The sequence below is a fragment of the Arthrobacter sp. 10N43 genome, assembly GCF_056394525.1.
Window position 1 is genome coordinate 55,859 of the sequence record NZ_JBFTIA010000006.1, and the last position, 15,494, is coordinate 71,352.

The 15,494-nt window shown below is 63.9% G+C and carries 18 protein-coding genes; 13 read left to right on the top strand and 5 right to left on the bottom strand.

What is annotated here, in order from left to right:
- Positions 1 to 3: 3 nt before the first annotated feature.
- Positions 4 to 234, top strand: coding sequence for a zinc-ribbon domain-containing protein (locus tag AC1DDO_RS14145; protein ID WP_476972096.1), 231 nt, complete (start codon positions 4 to 6; stop codon positions 232 to 234).
- Positions 235 to 1,001: 767 nt separating this feature from the next.
- Here AC1DDO_RS14145 and AC1DDO_RS14150 read toward each other — a convergent pair.
- A complete protein-coding gene (locus tag AC1DDO_RS14150; RefSeq protein ID WP_476972097.1) occupies positions 1,002 to 1,388 on the bottom strand; it encodes a MerR family transcriptional regulator in 387 nt (128 codons plus the stop codon).
- Between the two features lie 135 nt (positions 1,389 to 1,523).
- Here AC1DDO_RS14150 and AC1DDO_RS14155 point away from each other — a divergent pair, with 135 nt between their 5' ends.
- The 7 genes from AC1DDO_RS14155 (at position 1,524) to AC1DDO_RS14185 (ending at position 5,862) form a co-directional block, all read left to right on the top strand.
- On the top strand, positions 1,524 to 1,952 hold the full coding sequence (locus AC1DDO_RS14155) for an Hsp20/alpha crystallin family protein (RefSeq protein WP_476868293.1): 429 nt from the start codon (positions 1,524 to 1,526) through the stop codon (positions 1,950 to 1,952).
- Positions 1,953 to 2,204: 252 nt separating this feature from the next.
- The gene (locus AC1DDO_RS14160) at positions 2,205 to 2,609 is read left to right on the top strand and encodes a J domain-containing protein (protein WP_476868292.1); all 405 of its coding nucleotides are present in this window, start codon (positions 2,205 to 2,207) and stop codon (positions 2,607 to 2,609) included.
- A 47-nt stretch (positions 2,610 to 2,656) separates the two neighbouring features.
- The gene (locus tag AC1DDO_RS14165) at positions 2,657 to 3,034 is read left to right on the top strand and encodes a hypothetical protein (RefSeq protein ID WP_476868291.1); all 378 of its coding nucleotides are present in this window, start codon (positions 2,657 to 2,659) and stop codon (positions 3,032 to 3,034) included.
- A 214-nt stretch (positions 3,035 to 3,248) separates the two neighbouring features.
- A complete protein-coding gene (locus tag AC1DDO_RS14170; RefSeq protein WP_476868290.1) occupies positions 3,249 to 3,515 on the top strand; it encodes a GlsB/YeaQ/YmgE family stress response membrane protein in 267 nt (88 codons plus the stop codon).
- A 131-nt stretch (positions 3,516 to 3,646) separates the two neighbouring features.
- On the top strand, positions 3,647 to 3,877 hold the full coding sequence (locus AC1DDO_RS14175; RefSeq protein ID WP_476868289.1) for a hypothetical protein: 231 nt from the start codon (positions 3,647 to 3,649) through the stop codon (positions 3,875 to 3,877).
- A gap of 260 nt (positions 3,878 to 4,137) precedes the next feature.
- Positions 4,138 to 5,046, top strand: a complete 909-nt coding sequence (locus tag AC1DDO_RS14180) for an SRPBCC family protein (protein WP_476868288.1) — start codon at positions 4,138 to 4,140, stop codon at positions 5,044 to 5,046.
- A 567-nt stretch (positions 5,047 to 5,613) separates the two neighbouring features.
- On the top strand, positions 5,614 to 5,862 hold the full coding sequence (locus AC1DDO_RS14185; RefSeq protein WP_476868287.1) for an acyl-CoA thioester hydrolase/BAAT C-terminal domain-containing protein: 249 nt from the start codon (positions 5,614 to 5,616) through the stop codon (positions 5,860 to 5,862).
- A 50-nt stretch (positions 5,863 to 5,912) separates the two neighbouring features.
- Here AC1DDO_RS14185 and mmuM read toward each other — a convergent pair whose 3' ends face one another.
- Positions 5,913 to 6,881 (bottom strand): homocysteine S-methyltransferase, encoded by a 969-nt coding sequence (mmuM, locus tag AC1DDO_RS14190; protein ID WP_476868286.1) that lies wholly within the window; start codon positions 6,879 to 6,881, stop codon positions 5,913 to 5,915.
- Positions 6,882 to 7,198: 317 nt separating this feature from the next.
- Between mmuM and AC1DDO_RS14195 the strand changes: the two genes are divergently transcribed.
- From AC1DDO_RS14195 to AC1DDO_RS14205, 3 genes are read left to right on the top strand one after another with little or no spacing between them, the layout of a single operon-like run.
- Positions 7,199 to 7,648, top strand: a complete 450-nt coding sequence (locus AC1DDO_RS14195; RefSeq protein WP_476868285.1) for a hypothetical protein — start codon at positions 7,199 to 7,201, stop codon at positions 7,646 to 7,648.
- The gene (locus AC1DDO_RS14200) at positions 7,645 to 8,397 is read left to right on the top strand and encodes a cyclase family protein (protein ID WP_476868284.1); all 753 of its coding nucleotides are present in this window, start codon (positions 7,645 to 7,647) and stop codon (positions 8,395 to 8,397) included. Before AC1DDO_RS14195 ends, AC1DDO_RS14200 begins: the two co-directional genes overlap by 4 nt.
- A 32-nt stretch (positions 8,398 to 8,429) precedes the next feature.
- Positions 8,430 to 9,206 carry an IclR family transcriptional regulator gene (locus AC1DDO_RS14205; protein ID WP_476868283.1) on the top strand — a complete coding sequence of 259 codons (777 nt, stop codon included), beginning with the start codon at positions 8,430 to 8,432 and terminating at the stop codon, positions 9,204 to 9,206.
- Here AC1DDO_RS14205 and AC1DDO_RS14210 read toward each other — a convergent pair.
- From AC1DDO_RS14210 to AC1DDO_RS14220, 3 genes are all read right to left on the bottom strand, one after another.
- Complete coding sequence (locus tag AC1DDO_RS14210; protein ID WP_476972098.1) at positions 9,203 to 10,003, bottom strand: IclR family transcriptional regulator; 801 nt, start codon at positions 10,001 to 10,003, stop codon at positions 9,203 to 9,205. The two genes, AC1DDO_RS14205 and AC1DDO_RS14210, sit on opposite strands and share 4 nt — an antisense overlap.
- 37 nt (positions 10,004 to 10,040) lie before the next feature.
- Positions 10,041 to 11,204: an alanine racemase gene (gene alr, locus AC1DDO_RS14215; protein WP_476972099.1), complete on the bottom strand. Its 1,164-nt coding sequence runs from the start codon at positions 11,202 to 11,204 to the stop codon at positions 10,041 to 10,043.
- A gap of 81 nt (positions 11,205 to 11,285) precedes the next feature.
- Entirely contained in the window at positions 11,286 to 12,725 is a 1,440-nt protein-coding gene (locus AC1DDO_RS14220; protein WP_476972100.1) for an amino acid permease, read from the bottom strand.
- 300 nt (positions 12,726 to 13,025) lie between these two features.
- On the opposite strand from AC1DDO_RS14220, the gene AC1DDO_RS14225 reads away from it, so the two are divergent.
- Entirely contained in the window at positions 13,026 to 14,078 is a 1,053-nt protein-coding gene (locus AC1DDO_RS14225) for a homoserine dehydrogenase (protein ID WP_476972101.1), read from the top strand.
- On the top strand, positions 14,071 to 15,483 hold the full coding sequence (locus AC1DDO_RS14230) for an aldehyde dehydrogenase family protein (RefSeq protein ID WP_476972102.1): 1,413 nt from the start codon (positions 14,071 to 14,073) through the stop codon (positions 15,481 to 15,483). The genes AC1DDO_RS14225 and AC1DDO_RS14230 overlap by 8 nt, the downstream gene beginning before the upstream one ends.
- The last annotated feature ends 11 nt before the right edge of the window (positions 15,484 to 15,494 follow it).

A 15,494-nucleotide genomic window follows, 5' to 3' on the forward strand; every position in this document is an offset into this window, starting at 1 on the left:
CCGATGATTCTCCTCTTCGGCCTCAACACGGTCCTGAAAGACCTGCCCGGACGGACCGCAACCTGCCAATACTGCGGCCAGCTGGTCCACCACCACCTGCAGGAACGCGCCACCAAGTTCACGCTCTTCTTCATCCCCGTCTTGACCACGTCCAGGACCTACCGGATCGCCTGCTCGCACTGCGGCCAGAGCACGGCCATCCAGTCCCGTCAGAGAAAGGCCCTGGCCTGGTAAAGCAGACGGACGCCCACCCGACCATGTGCCGGTAAACCCACACCCGGGCGCGCGGCACCGTGCCCTGGCCGCTCTCCCCTGCGGCCTAGTCGCGGCCCAACTGCGTGCTTGACGCACCAGCGCAGCCGGACCCCCCGTTCCGCCCGTGCGGTCAACTTACAATCAGCCGGCCCCGGGCATCCGGGGGCGCCGCCCCGATGTTCGCATGCACCGACCCGGCGGAACTCCAGCCCGCGCACGAAGACCACAGCCCCTCTGTGCCGCAAGACGCGGCTGGGCGTGCACGGCGACAACTTTCGATACGGGGTGCGGTATGCAGGATGTCCTCCGGCGCAGAGGGGAGGCAGTCCTCGACGCCCCTCGCCCCCGGCCCACGTCCCGGACGACTGTCTGCTTCTGGTCACAGCGGGCCGCCTGGTTCAGCGCAGCCTTGGCGATGCACCCTCACCGCTGCGCCTCAGCCGGGCCGCAGTCATAGCCCTCAAGCCCTGTTAACGCGCCCCCCAAACCTGGAACAACTCGAGAGTAGTGATCCACGTTCAAAGCCAGACCCTCGACCGGGCCCCGGCCCCGCTGGATCAGGAGGCCTGGCCGCGAGGAACCGAAACGCCCGTGACCGCCGCCTGCTCAACGTTAAGTAACCGACGCGGGGAAGCGAAGTAACCGACGCGGGAAGCGGCTGTCGATCCGGTTGAGGTGAGGGCCTCTTACAGTGACGGCATCCTGGAAATCCGTGTCCCATCGTCCGGACCTGGACGCGTCCGGGCCTAGACGCGGACCCCTCGTCCGCGGCGGCCTGCACCGCCGTTCGTTCCCGCAGTCCCTGGGCTGGCGGCACTGGCCGAAGTGCTCTTCGCCCGGTGCTCCCGCGCCCGGGCCGCTGCGAGTTCGCTTTCGAGGCGCCTGTTGGCCGCTTCAAGTTCAAGGACGAGGCGGATGCCGGCCAGGTTCAGGCCGTCATCGAGCAGGGCGCCGATCCTGCGCAGGATCGCCAGGTCCTGCTCGCTGTACCGGCGTGTTCCGCCGACCGTCCGGCCCGGTTCCAGCAGGCCCCGGCGCTCATACAGCCGCAGGTTCTGCTGCCCGGTCCCGACCAGCTCCGCCGCCACGGAAATGGCATAAACCGCCGCGCTTCTCCCCGGGTTCCGCTCCATCCCGGCCTCCTCAAAAAACCCAAAAAACGTCTTGCACCAGTTTCGCACCGGTGCTATAAAAAATCTATACCAGCCACGACACATAAGTGGCTGGGTGGAATGAGAAGAAAATCGACTGCAAGGAGTGAGAAGACCATGCTGATGCGTACCGACCCGTTCCGCGAGCTTGACCGGCTCGCCCAGCAGGTCCTCGGCACCACGGCGCGGCCCGCGGCCATGCCCATGGACGCATGGCAGGAGGGCGAAGATTTCGTCGTCGCTTTCGACCTGCCCGGAGTCGCCGCGGACTCGGTGGACATCGACGTCGAACGCAACGTCCTCACGGTCAGGGCCGAGCGCAAGGACCCGAAAGGTGAAGACACCGAGTTGATCGCCGCCGAACGTCCCCGGGGTGTCTTCAGCCGCCAGCTCATCCTCGGCGACGCCCTGGACACCGACGCGGTGAAGGCCAGCTACGACGCCGGGGTCCTGACGCTGCGGATCCCCGTAGCCGAGAAGGCCAAGCCGCGCCGCATCGAGATCACCTCCCAGAAGAACGAGCCACAGGCAATCAACGCCGCCTGATCCACCCCTGGGAAGGACAGGCCCGCAGGACCGGGAGCAGCGGGACCGGCCACCAGTAAGTAAAGGGCGATGCAGAGCAGCCACGCCACCGCGCCAGTTGCGCAGCGAAAAGCGGCCCCCGACGGTGCCTCCCGCATGGTGGTCCCCTGTCTCCGGGCCGAGGACCACCCGCACACCCCCGCCCCCGCGACCCGCCGGGGCGCCGGGGCGCCGGGGTGGACCGGAACAAGCCGAGCAGACGGGAGTCGGACCATGAAGGGACGCAGCCCCGATCCCTACGAGGTTCTCCATCTGGGCCGTGCGGCGACGGCCCGCGAGGTTGGCCGCGCGTACCGGGCCTTGGTGCGGGCCCGTCATCCCGACACCCGTCCCGCGGGCGCCGTTCCCGCCGGCCCTGACTCCACAGCACAAGAGCGGCAGGAGCTGCAGGAGATCATGGATGCCTACGCCGTCCTCGGCGACCCGGCTAAGCGGGCGGCCTACGACCGGCACCGGCCGACGACGCCGCAGCCGGCGCTGCGGGATCCCGCGCCGCCGGCACGGGAGCCGGGACTGTCCGGCCCTGAGCTGATCATCGGTCCGCTGCGGTGGGAATGCCCCATTACACCGGGCACTCCGGCCCCGGGACGGCAGGTCCTGTGGTGGATCCGGTTCTGACCAGGACCCGGACGCCGCTGACTACACGAATGGAGAAGGAAAGCGCCATGAGTGCCTGGCACCCGTACGATGCCCAGCTGATGCCGGCGTTCTATGAACGCTTCGAACAACGCTGGGGCAAGGGCACGGCCCCGTTCCTGGACCCCGAAGTCCACGAACAGCCTTTGCCCCGGGCCCAATGGATCAATCCGGACACCGGCGCCGCGGTCGCCGTCGTCCCTATCTGGGCCGAAGACTCCCGGCACCGCTCCTTCGGGGTCTTCTACCTCCCGCCCGCCGGGGACATCTGGGTGCTCCACCCCGGCCTCACCGCCTACATCGAACCGGGCACCACAGACACGGACGAACAGATCACCCTGCGCAACGATGCGTTCAGAAAGGCCGTCAGCCACGCAAAGGAATTCATCTACGGATCCCGGCCCTAGACCCACGAACCGCGGCACCCACAGGCACTCGCGTGGGGACGAAGGCCATCAAGTGGCTGTTCTTCCCTCCGCGGGCCGCCGAAGGTCGGCGACTGATGGGGCATCCACGCACGACCGCCCCAGGGGCGCCGGGTCCTTGCATACTACTAAGCATGCTGATTAAATCTTGATGTCGGTCGCATCCCCGGCCGGTCTACCGAAAGGAAGTGCAGTCATGGGGATTCTCGGATTTCTCCTTCTTGGGCTTATCGCAGGAGCCATCGCCAAGGCGGTCCTGCCCGGCCGGCAGGGCGGCGGCTGGGTGATCACACTCGTCCTGGGCGTCGTAGGCGCGATCCTCGGCGGCTGGATCGGCTCGTTGATCTTCGGCGGAGGCCTCGGTGACTTCTTCGATCTGCGGACCTGGCTCCTCTCCATCCTCGGCGCCGTCATAGTGCTCCTGATCTACGGCGCCGTCGCCGGCCGCAGGAGCAGGGTTTAGGCAGCCATCGGCCACGTACGGGATTCCCGGCGGCCGCCCGAATTCCGGCCGGCGGGGCCTTCCGTGAGTGTACGAAACGACGTTGCCACGAATCCGCACCGATAGGCGCCCCTAGGAGGGAATTGAACACCATGACCGAACCCGCATTCCCGCAGTCCTTCGTCGAGCACAAACTCCGTGAGGTCCTCGAAGGACAGATCCTGCGGCTGGCCGGTGCCAGCTTCGCCATCGTGGCAAAACACCGCCGACATCGGCTGGTCCACCTCGACCTGGAGGCAGACGACGGGACGCGCACCACGCTGATAGGCGTTCCCGGTGCCCGCTTCAGACTGCGCGAGGAAGCGGCGCCGACGCCGCACTAGACGTCGGGCTCCCACGCAGTCCCGGACGTCTAGTGCGGCCGGGACGACCGCGGCGGCCTCGCCGTCCCGGACATTCGCCGGATACCTGGGCAGCGGCCGCTTCAATACCGGCGCGACGCTCATGTCTGGAGGCCGGGCCACGGCGGACCGAGCACGAATTGCCCCCTGGCCCGGATGACACCCCCGAAGTTATAGTAAGCATGCTGATGATTGATTCCCTTCCCGCCAGTTCCCAAAAAAATCCCGTCGAAGGAGACACCGTGAGCACCAAGGTTGAAAAGCGAGTTCTGGTCAACGTTCCCGTGAGCGTGGCCTACAACCAATGGACCCAGTTCGAAGAATTTCCGCGCTTTATGGGCGGGGTGAAGAGCGTCAAACAGCTCAGTGACGACCAGCTCGAGTGGGTTGCGGAAATCGTCGGGGTGCGCAGGCAGTGGCAGGCCAGAATCCTCGAGCAGGTACCCGACCGAAAAGTCGCATGGGCCGCCACAGAGGGCGCAACGAACGCAGGGTCCGTGACGTTCGAAGACCTCGGCGGCGGGCAGACATCGGTACAGCTGTCCCTGGAATATGAGCCCGAAGGGATCGTGGAAAAGATCGGCGACAGGCTGAACATCGTAGAGAGGCAAGCCGAGAGTGACCTCAACCGGTTCAAGGCCTTCATTGAAGACGAGGGCTACGCGACCGGCGCCTGGCGCGGATCCGTCAGCGAGGGCGCCTCCGGAGGCACGCCCGGCATTGATGAGGCCGCGGGGTCGCGGGGGGACAGCGGCAAAGCCGGGGTGTCGGGCACGGTCGTTGCCGGAGTTGGGCTCGCCGCCGCTGCAGCGTCGGGCGTCGCTGCAGCGGCAGGCAGCAAGGCCACCGGCCCAGACGCGCCGGCTCAGGCCACGCCATACCCAGAGGTTGAAGCCGTTCCGCCCACCGGCACCGCGGGCAGCGTGTTTCCCGGTGAGGGAACCCCCCGGGACGCGACTCATACCGCGGAAGAGACTGCTGGCCGGTCCGAAGCGAAGCCTTTCGACCAGACCAACGGCCTCATTGACACCGACGGCGATTCGGACGGGACAGTCGTGAGCGACTCCTCCAGCGCGGCCGACCGGGACACAGGCACGGAACGCGGACCAGGCCCTGTCCCGCCCACCGGAGGAAGTCTGGGACAGCACTGACCGCGGACCAGCAGGATGGGATCCCCGGCCGTCATGCTGCCGATGCCAGTCCCGCTGCCTCATCAGGTGGCCCGTGAACACGGGAGAGCCTTTCCCGGCCCAGGAGGACGGAGCACACGCGCCGGCTACAACGAAGGAGACACTTTGATCGAGAAAATGATTCGCGGTGCCCTGGGCTGCTGATTCCTACGATCCGGCACGCTTCGGAATTGCCCATTCCCTGCTTCATCAGCTGATCATAGTGAGCGCGTGCAGCGTTCTTCGGAGGGGCGCCCCGGGATTTCCTCGGTCTTTTCATGTCTCCCAATTGCAACTCCTAAAGGCTCAGGTGTTGCAACGACCACTGGACGCCAAGCGGCGGCAAAATGGCTCACTTTTCGACCAGCGCTGACAGACAGCTGCCATAGCGCAGGGAGCGCCCCCGAGTCAGCACCGCCGACGGCGACCTCGACGCGCTGATTCACTACCGTCCTTCACCACTACCCCAGCCAGGAGTGGTCATGCTGGACGGGTCCGGAAACGGTACAGCCGATGGCTGGGGTGGTGCTGTTGATCTGCTTGTCCTGAGTGGAACTGTGGCCCTCACACACGACAAACCCGGCTGCGGAGACTGCCCCCGGTGACTGGGGAACTCAATCCCTGACTGCCCGCGCGGAGGGATTCCGTGCGGCGGCGCTGTTGAGATCCCACCCAGCTGTGACGGGCTCGGGGTGCGGCTTGTACGGAGTGAGTCAGGGCGCATGTGTGGCGCTGATTGCCGCCGCCCTCGATGCCCGGATCCAGTTTGTCACCTCCAACTCAGGGCCTTGTGAGTGACAAACGCGGGGTTATGGCCACGCCCCGTTCTGCCGCCTGGCAGCTTCTGATCAGGGATTTTCTGACAGTCTGGCCACGGCGGCAATATCTTGCGGGGTCGTTCGACAGCACCCGCCAATGAGCCGGGCACCAAGTTCACGCCAGACGGGCGTTCCCTGCGCAAGTCTTGTGGGCTGTTTACTGTCCGGGCCCGCCGGGCTGTCCCCTGCCGCGGCCGGCCCCCACGTCTTGGTGACTGCGTCGTAGCTTTCGCCCGAATTTGGGTATGCAATCAGGGGCGTATCGGTGGCTTTGCTCAAGGCGTCCAGGGATGGCGCGACCAGTTCCAGCGGCACACAGTTCACGCCGATCGCCACCGCGAGCGGCTGTGTGCTGCAAAGCTTTGCGATCTGGGCCAGCGGCGTGCCGTCGCTGATGTGCTTACCGTCCCGTAGCGTGAAGGAGAGCCAGGCTTCGACGTCGAACTCTTTCATGAGCGCCAGCAAGGCCTCGGCCTCGGCCAATGAAGGCAGCGTCTCACAGGCAAGAAAGTCCGCTCCGGCCTCCACCAGCGCTGCGATTCGAGGCCGGTGGAACTCCAAAAACTCGTGTTGGCTGAGGAAGTAGTCGCCCCGATATTCCGATCCGTCGGCAAGGTACGCGCCGTAGGGCCCGACCGATCCCGCAACCAACAGAGGGCGCGCATCCGGGTTTTCGGCCAGATACTCCCGACGCGCCTCGTCGGCCAGGCGCACACTCAGGGCCACCCGCTCCAAGGCTTCTTTCTGGCCGATGCCGCGCCGCGCAAATCCCAGCGGTGTGGCTTGATAGCTCGCCGTGATGGCCACCGCGGCTCCGGCGCGGAAGTAATCGTGGTGCACGCGCTTGACGAGTTGCGGTTGTTCCAGAAGGACTTTAGCCGACCACAAAGGGTCGTCCAGATCGCAGCCGTGCGCTTCAAGCTCGGTGGCGAGTGCGCCGTCTACTGTCAGGTTTGCTCCGGTATCGAGCAGGCGGGAGAGCTTGGTGTTTCTGGGCATCGTTCAGGGCTCCTAGCGGTTCGGTTCGGTCGTGCCTGCCAGGCGGAAGCGGTGCCTCATCGTCCGGCAGTGCCACGCAGCACAACGTGCAATGGCAAGGGCGCCACGGTCCCGGGCATTCACATGACGGTCAGCAGCCACTCCAGCTACCGGCGCGTCCCGGCTCAGTCCCCAAGCCGAGCGGAGGTGCCGAGTGAACGTGACCGCCTCACCCCATATGTGCGTAATAAGCATTTTTCGATGCTTGTAATGATCATCACTCTATGCCACCATGGCATTCAGTCACCCTTTGTGAACCGATCAGGAAGAGGATTCCGTTGAAGATTGAAATGAAATCAGTACGCAAGCTGCGTGTGCATTGGCCCGTAGCTTCGGAAACTTTTTCGCGGCTCGCCAAGGGCGATGTTGAAGCATTCAGGGATGAAGCGGGCGTCGTGGCCCTGCTCCAGGCCGTGTCCGAATCCCCCGATTTGGGGGATTTTGGCAACTACAGGCATGTCTTCGAATCCGGGTTGGGTTTCGAGGGATTCACCTGTACGGAAGGCGCTAACCCGACGTTGGGGCAGGTGGGCCAGCAGACGATTTCACCTACTTTTGTCTTCACGACGTATTTTGATGCGGCGCTCGATGATGCCGCTGTGGAACGCTTCCTGCAGAGCATCGTGGATATCCATCCCTGGGAGGTCCCTGTCATCGAACTGACAGGGCCAATCGGCGTCTCCAGCACTGCCCTTCCGGCAGTATTTGCGGGTGAGGCCGCATCATGATGGAAGCCACCTCGACCGGACTTTGGGACGGTCTGCGGCCGCTGCTTGCCGGCAGGTCATTTACCGACCTGACGCATGCCTTCCACCCTGGCCAGCCGCATTTTCCGGCATTCCCCGACGAAATTAGGGAGCCCGTCTTCGATCTGGAGAAAGGCGACGGTTTCACCGCTCACCGTTATTCGATCATCGGCCAATGGGGAACACACGTTGACCCTCCCTCGCATTTCATCCGGGGGGGACGGACCTTGGACCAGATTCCTGTGGAGGACATGGTCCTTCCGCTGGTCATCCTGGACATCACCGCGCGGGTCATCGCAAATGCGGACGCCACTCCCACGATGGAGGACGTTCAGGCATGGGAGCGTCGCAATGGTGCCATCGAACCGGGGTCCTTTGTGGCGTTGCGGACCGGGTGGAGCCATCGTTGGCCCGACGCCGATGCCATGGCAAACAGGGACGGTGAGGGTGTCAGCCACACGCCGGGCTGGTCGCAGGAAGTCCTCTCCTTCCTGGTCGAGGAACGGTCGGTAACTGCCGTCGGCCATGAGCAGACGGACACAGACCCGGGGCGGGCTACGTCCCGCCAGGATTTCACTTTGGAGACCTATGTCCTGGCGCGGAACCGGTGGCAGATCGAGCTGATGGCGAACCTGGACGGACTTCCAGAAGCGGGCGCGGTCCTCATTGCGAGCTGGCCTAAGCCGCTGCAAGGCAGCGGCTTTCCAGCCCGGGTCTTCGCCATCCACTAAGACTTGTTCGTGCAGTGACTAGAATCGGATCCATGTCTAAGACAACCAGCATGGGCCGGGGAGTCATGGCTGTCCTCGCGGTGGGCTCCCGCAACGCAGAAGGCCTGTCTGGCGGAACGGTCGCTGATATAGCGGCCGATCTGGGCAGGGACCGCAGCCAGGTTTCGCGCAGCCTCCGGACCGCCGAGCAGGAGGGGTTTCTGGCACGCGGAGACCATCGGTCCTACACCCTGGACTGGTCGCTCCTGACAGACGCACAGCTGTTGACAGAGCAACGGCTGCAGACCGACGGCGTAACCGCCTTGGAAGGCTTGGCCGGTGAAACTGATGAAGGATGCTTCCTTGGCGTTCTGAGCGGAAACAGTACTGTCACCATCGGTGAGCGTGTTCCGGCAAGTAGCAATATGGTCGGTTCTTGGCTGGGCCGGCCCTACCCGGCGTTTTGTAGTGATGCCGGCCAGGCCCTGCTGTGGGAAGCGTCGGATGCCGAGGTACGAACCATTTTCTCGGGCGTTGCCTTCGTTCGCCATGGGCCCAATACACCGCTTGACGTCGAGGACTTCCTGTCCCGACTGCGCGGGGCGCGGGCACGGGGGTACTCCATAGTCGATGAGGAAGCCGAGCCAGGGCTGTATTCCCTGGCCGTTCCGATTCGGGACTTCAAGGGCGACGTGGTGGCAGCGTTGCAGGTCGTAGGCGCCAAGACTCGATTGGAGCCGCGGCAGGAGTTCTGCGCCACGGCTCTCGTGTCCTGGGGAAGGTGGCTTGAGTCATCGCTGGGCCGCCCTTTGCCGCAGAACGGGCTCTAGCTGGCCAGGCCCTTCCGGCCTGCGTCGTCCCGAGTGCGGGCCTCGCGGGACCCCAGGCGTTCGGCTGCTGCTATGAGGGCCTTTGCGATGTCATTGGTGCTGGATTGGATCTCGGCCCGGCTGCCCAGGACGCTTAGCGCGGCAAGAATGGATCCCTCAGCGCTGCGGACGGGAACGGCCAGTTCGTAGACGCCATGCTCGAATTCTTCCTCCGCGACGATGAAGCCCCGCGTCCTGTCCCGGTCCATCAGTTCGGCGACTTCTTGTGGCGAATGGGCCGCTCCCGGACCGCCGACTCCGATGAAGTTGACGTCCTGGAGGAGGGCTTGAACGGCGGGCTGCTGGTCGTCCCACAGCAGGGCCCGGCCGGACCCGGTACACCACACGGGCGTCACCATGCCGGGTTTCACGAAGCTGCCGGGAACCGCGTCATTGCTGGAGGCCCGCAGGAGGATGACGCGGAAGCCCTCGCGGACGGAAATTCTGGATCGAAGGCCGAAAGCGGCCACCAAAGCCTCAAGTTCGGATCTGGATTCCCGGACCCAGCCGGCATTCAATGCTGAGGCCAGGCTGAAAAAACGCGGCCCCGTTCGGAATGGTCCGCGTTCGACACGTTCCAGCAGTCCCAGCTCGCACAATTCCTGAGTCAGCCGGGAGACACGGCTTTGTTCCATGTCCAGCTCTGATGCGAGCTGGGAGACACCGAGAAGCCGCCTTCCCCATTTCTCCCGGTCTGCGACCAGCCGAACTATCCGCAGTCCCTGGGCCATGGACGACGCTTCCGAAGAAGAATCCATGCTCCATGCTCCTTCCGCCCGATAACTACGCCTATTCTCACATGTCTTCATTGTTGATCAGGACGCGGTTTCCTTGCGCCCACACTGTGTAGAGGTCCGCGAGTATTGCTGAATTCGCTGCTTCCAGTTCTGGGGGAGCGATTTCTGCGCTTCCTTGCCGCCCGAACAGTACGACTTCATCTCCAGGGCAGACTTCCGCCACGTCGGTGACGTCGACGACCATGGAATTCATCGAAACGATGTCGACAATGGCAGCGCGACGGCCGCGGACCAGCACGCCGCCTTGGCCGGCCAGCGCCCGTCGGTAGCCGTCTCCGTAACCTGCTGTCACTGACGCCAGCCTTGAGTCCCGCTCCAGGGTGTGGGTCAGCCCGTAGCCGACCTTGGTACCTGCTGCATAACTATTAATGGAAGCGATCCGGGCTTTGAAGGCCATGCACCGTTGGAAGTGCGCTGCTGTCGGACCCGAATCGCCGTAGAGGACTGCCCCGGCGCGGACCATGTCCAGCCACGATCCGTGCACGTGCAGGGCGGCGTATGAATTGGCGCAGTGGAGCAGCACTTCCTCCCGGGGAGTTCCGGTCAGTTGAAGCAGCGTCAACGCCTGGCTTTGGAAACGCAGAAGAGCCGTTTCAATATGGCCGTTGTCGTCGGTGGGAAAATGCGTCATGATCCCGGCCAGTTGAAGCCCCGGGTGGCTCACGATCCCTACCGCGGATGCCCGGCCAAGCGAGGACGAGACGTCGAGGCTGTGTCTGCTGATCCCGGAAGAGTTGATATCGAGGTGGATGCGGACCACCTTCCCGGCCACGGCAGCGATCTTCTGTATCTCCCACGCGCTCTGCGGGTCGGCAACAAGTTCTTCGATGTCGTGGCGCAGGCCGGCCTTGATCTCCTGTGGCGCCGCGGCACGGACACGCAGGATCCGGCCCACAAAACCGCAGCGGCGTGCAATGGCTGCCTCCTCGTTGCTTCCTACTCCGACGAATGGAACGCCTAGACGAACAAGGGACGGGAGTAAAAGGTCAGCTCCGTGTCCGTAGGCATGGGACTTGACCACTGCACACAAAAGCGCCCGGTCATCGATCATGGACAGGAGGTTCCGGACGTTTGACTCGAAAGCGGCGGCGTCAATCTCCAGCCAGCTGCCGGCGTCCTGGACCGAACTGCGCACGTGTTGCATCAGGTCTTGTGAGTTCATGGTTTAGCCCTTGGACAGCCTCGTGGCCGGGGAAGAAAGACCCCGGCCACGAAGCTGTGAAGACGGTGGTTGATGATGGCGTCAGGACAGCTGGTTTACGCGCGCCTTGCGCCCGTATTTGAAGTAGAAGAAGGCGTAGCAGGCCCCAACAAAAGAGAGTCCGAAATAGAGGGCTGCTACCTGGTTAGGGTCAAAGGCGATGCCGATGAGCGAAATGAGACAGAGCGAGAAGGCCAGGATCGGCACCAGCGGGAACAGCGGGGCCTTGTAGGGAAGGGCAGCGACATCGCCGCCGTTCCTGACGAAGGACCTCCTGTGGAAGAAGTGCGAGGCGGTGATGGACATCCAGACCCCGACGACGGCGAAACCTGCCACCGATACGAGAGCGAGGTATACCGTTTCGGGCGCAACGACGCTGCTGATGAGGGATGCCAGGCCACCAAGCATGCTGACGGAGAGCGCGATCATCGGGATACCGCGCCGGGTCAGCTTCTTCAGCGCCCGTGGGGCGTGGCCCTCGTCGGCAAGGGAGTAAAGCATCCGTGCGCAGGAGAAGAGTCCGCTGTTTCCGGCGGAGAGCAGTGCGGTGATGATGACGAAGTTCATGATGTCGGCGGCAAAAGGAATGCCGATGGATGAGAAGACTGTCACGAACGGGCTTTCATCCAGTCCGACGTGCTCGTAGGGGATGGTCGCGGCGATGACGGCGATTGCCCCGACGAAGAAGACCAGCAGACGGACGACGGTGCTGCGCATTGCCTTGGGGATGCTCGTGGCGGGGTCAGCTGTTTCGCCCGCTGCCACGCCGATGAGTTCAGAGCCGGAGAAGGCGTAGAACACTGCAAGTGCTGTGACGAGGACGCCGGTGAAGCCGTTGGGGAAGAGACCGCCGGAGGTGTTGAAGTTCTCAAACATTAAGGGGTGGTTGGCCCCCTCGCTGAGCGGGTGGACGCCGAACAGCGCCGCGCCACCGAGAACGATGAGGACCACGATGGCGCCGACCTTGACGATGGCAAACCAGAACTCGGATTCGCCGAAGAACTTCGAGGAAACTGCGTTTAATCCGAAGAGGACCGAGGCGAAGATGACGCACCAGGTCCAGACGTCAACACCCGGGAACCAGCGCTGCATCAGGAGACCGGAGGCAGTGAACTCCGATCCGATGGCGACTGCCCAGCAGAGCCAGTAGAGCCAGGCCGTGGTGAACCCGGTGGCCGGCCCGATCGACCTCGCCGCGTAGATATGGAAGGCGCCCGAGACCGGGTATGCGATGGCAAGTTCGCCGAGGCAGGCCATTACCAGGTACACAACAAAGGCGCCGATGAGATAGGCGATGACCGCCCCGAGTGGCCCGGCCTGGGAAATGGTGTAGCCCGAGCTCAGGAAAAGCCCGGAGCCGATCACCCCGCCCATGGCGATCATGACCAGATGCCGTGCCCCCATGGACCGCCGGAGCCCGGAATCGGTCGACGGGGGAATCGTGGGCTGCGGTTTTAGCTGGACAGGTGATGAGGATTCCATGGTTTCTCCCAGGTGAGTGGACAGGTCTGATGCGAAGAGTACGCACATCGCCCCGGCGTGTGGGACGGGCCGCCTCGAGCTGTGCAATAGCGATAGTGATGAAAGTAACACGAAAACGGTGCTTTGGTCATTAAAAACATTTCAACATGCCTATGTTGCACGTAGGTTACATGAGATGCCGATGTCGAATCGGCAGTCAGATGGTCAATTTGCCCTGTTTTTCGGTCAGAATCACATGCACTGACGGACATGGAATGCGGTCAGCATTGGAGGACCGATGTAACTGATTGAAGGAGCACCATGACCACCTACGACATTGCGCTGATCGGCTTCGGCGGCGTCAACAGGACGCTGGCCGAACTGATCGCTACACGCGGTGAGACACTTCGTTCCGAGCTGGGCTTCGGCCTGAGGGTCGTGGCCATCACCGACCTTCGCCTTGGATCCCTGGTCCAGCCTGAGGGCATCGACCTCTCCATCGCCCTCACATTGGGCGGTGGCGGCGAAACCTTCGCCGAGTACGGCGGATCCGCGGATACCAATAACGAATCAGTTATCCGCAACTGCACCGCCGACATCATCTGCGAGGCGACCTTCACGAATCCCGACGGCGGCGAGCCGGCAGTTTCACACGTGCGCTGGGCACTCGAATCCGGCAAGAGCGTCTGTACCACGAACAAGGGCCCGGTTGCCCTCCGCGGCGCCGAGCTGACCTCCCTGGCCAAACAGAATGGCGTGCACTTTGAGTTCGAGGGCGCCGTCATGAGCGGCACTCCCGTCATCCGCCTGGCCAAGAAGATGTTCGCGGGGCTGAAGCTGAACGGCTTCGAAGGCATCCTCAACGGCACCAGCAACTATGTGCTCGGGCGGATGGAAGCCAGCCTGGACTTCGAAGCGGCCATCAGCGAGGCGCAGGACCTCGGCTACGCCGAAGCAAACGCCGCAGCCGACATCGAGGGATACGACGTTCAGCTCAAGGTCCTCATCCTCGCCAACGAACTGCTCGACGCCGGCCTGGAACTCAAGGACGTTCAGCGCCAGGGAATTTCGACCCTGACGCCGGAGAACATCCAGAAGGCAGCCCGCGAGGGATGCCGCTGGAAGCTCGTCGGTGCAGCACGTCGGAACCTGGACGGGTCCGTGACAGCAGGCGTATCCCCCGTAGCGCTCCCCCTCGACCATGGTCTCGCCGGGGTTTCCGGTGCGACCAATGCCGTGTCGTTCGACACGGACCTTCTGGGCCAAGTCACCGTCTCAGGACCGGGAGCCGGCCGTGTGGAGACCGCCTACGCGCTGCTCTCTGACATCATCGCCATGCACGGAGCCAGGACCGGAGCAGCCGCACATGTCTGAATCCACGCTGTGTTCGACAGAAACGGCGCTGCCGCAGTTCCGTGACGTGACGAGCCCCTACGACGGCAGCGTGGTCGGCGCGGTTTCGCTGACTGAAGCCACCGCCGGCAATGCCGTGATCGAAACGGCCCGCGTCGGCGCCCGGAAGGCACGGGCGCTGTCCCGCAACGCCCGCGGGAAGATACTGGACGGCGCCGCAACAGAGATCGAGCAGCGCAGCGAGGAGTTCGCTCAAACGATTGTGTCCGAGGCCGGGAAAACGATCCGTCAGGCACGGAAGGAAGTACTGCGCGCGGTCAACACGCTGCGCCTCTCCGCTGCCGAAGGGCGCCGAAACGCGGGCGAAGTCATCCCCTTTGACTCGTATGAGGGCTCCGAGGACCGCACCGGATGGTACTCGCGCGAACCACTGGGCATCATTGCCGCAATCACTCCCTTCAACGACCCCCTCAACCTGGTGGCACACAAGATCGGCCCGGCAATCGCCGGAGGAAACGCCGTGATCCTCAAGCCCTCTGCGCTGACTCCCCTGTCGGCCCAGCTGCTCACGGACGCCCTGGTAAGCTCCGGGCTGCCGCCGGAGGCCCTCACGATCGTGCATGGCGACCGGGAAGTGGCCGAAACAATCATCAGGTCACGTGACGTGCGAATGGTGTCCTTCACCGGGGGGTTCGCCACGGGTGAGAGTATCGCCCGCACCGCAGGCCTGAAGAAGCTGTCCATGGATCTTGGCGGAAACGCGCCCGTGATCGTCCTGGAGGATGCCCACATCGAGAAGGCAGTGGAATCCTGCGTCTCCGGAGCGTTTTGGGCCGCCGGCCAGAACTGTGTAGGGGTGCAGCGGATCCTCGTGGCCGCCCCGGTCTACGGCGCGTTCCGCCAGCGCTTCCTGGAGGCAACCGCGCGGTTGATTGCCGGCGATCCATCCGATGAACGGACGGATATCGGGCCCATGATCAGCTCGGCTGCCTTGCATGAGCTCCAGACCAAGCTGGACGAGGCCCTCGACGCCGGCGCTGTCCTGCTCTCAGGCAATGTCACGGACGGCAATGTGCTTCACCCGACCGTTCTGGAAGCGGTCCCGGCCGATGGCCGGCTGTGGAAGGAGGAGGTCTTCGGGCCCGTGGTCATGTTCCGAAAATTCACTACCTTCGAAGAAGCCATCGAAGTCGCCAACGCCATCGAGTTCAGTCTTCATGCGGGCATCTTCACCGACTCCCTGGCCAAGGCAATGGACGCCGCCCAACAGCTCGAAGCAGGCGGCGTCATGATCAACGATTCCTCTGACTACCGGTTCGACGGCATGCCGTTCGGCGGGGCCAAATACGGAAGCATGGGCCGGGAGGGCGTCCACTTCGCGTACGAGGAGATGACCCAGCCAAAGGTCGTCTGCATCAAGAACTGATCGAACCGGAG

Coding starts and splice junctions, on each gene's coding strand:
- AC1DDO_RS14200 (WP_476868284.1), top strand. CDS start 7,645: ATGATGGAAGCCACCTCGACCGGACTTTGGGACGGTCTGCGGCCGCTG.
- AC1DDO_RS14220 (WP_476972100.1), bottom strand. CDS start 12,725: ATGGAATCCTCATCACCTGTCCAGCTAAAACCGCAGCCCACGATTCCC.
- AC1DDO_RS14145 (WP_476972096.1), top strand. CDS start 4: ATGATTCTCCTCTTCGGCCTCAACACGGTCCTGAAAGACCTGCCCGGA.
- AC1DDO_RS14175 (WP_476868289.1), top strand. CDS start 3,647: ATGACCGAACCCGCATTCCCGCAGTCCTTCGTCGAGCACAAACTCCGT.
- AC1DDO_RS14160 (WP_476868292.1), top strand. CDS start 2,205: ATGAAGGGACGCAGCCCCGATCCCTACGAGGTTCTCCATCTGGGCCGT.
- AC1DDO_RS14155 (WP_476868293.1), top strand. CDS start 1,524: ATGCTGATGCGTACCGACCCGTTCCGCGAGCTTGACCGGCTCGCCCAG.
- AC1DDO_RS14205 (WP_476868283.1), top strand. CDS start 8,430: ATGTCTAAGACAACCAGCATGGGCCGGGGAGTCATGGCTGTCCTCGCG.
- AC1DDO_RS14165 (WP_476868291.1), top strand. CDS start 2,657: ATGAGTGCCTGGCACCCGTACGATGCCCAGCTGATGCCGGCGTTCTAT.
- AC1DDO_RS14150 (WP_476972097.1), bottom strand. CDS start 1,388: ATGGAGCGGAACCCGGGGAGAAGCGCGGCGGTTTATGCCATTTCCGTG.
- AC1DDO_RS14230 (WP_476972102.1), top strand. CDS start 14,071: ATGTCTGAATCCACGCTGTGTTCGACAGAAACGGCGCTGCCGCAGTTC.
- alr (WP_476972099.1), bottom strand. CDS start 11,204: ATGAACTCACAAGACCTGATGCAACACGTGCGCAGTTCGGTCCAGGAC.
- mmuM (WP_476868286.1), bottom strand. CDS start 6,881: ATGCCCAGAAACACCAAGCTCTCCCGCCTGCTCGATACCGGAGCAAAC.
- AC1DDO_RS14170 (WP_476868290.1), top strand. CDS start 3,249: ATGGGGATTCTCGGATTTCTCCTTCTTGGGCTTATCGCAGGAGCCATC.
- AC1DDO_RS14225 (WP_476972101.1), top strand. CDS start 13,026: ATGACCACCTACGACATTGCGCTGATCGGCTTCGGCGGCGTCAACAGG.
- AC1DDO_RS14210 (WP_476972098.1), bottom strand. CDS start 10,003: ATGGATTCTTCTTCGGAAGCGTCGTCCATGGCCCAGGGACTGCGGATA.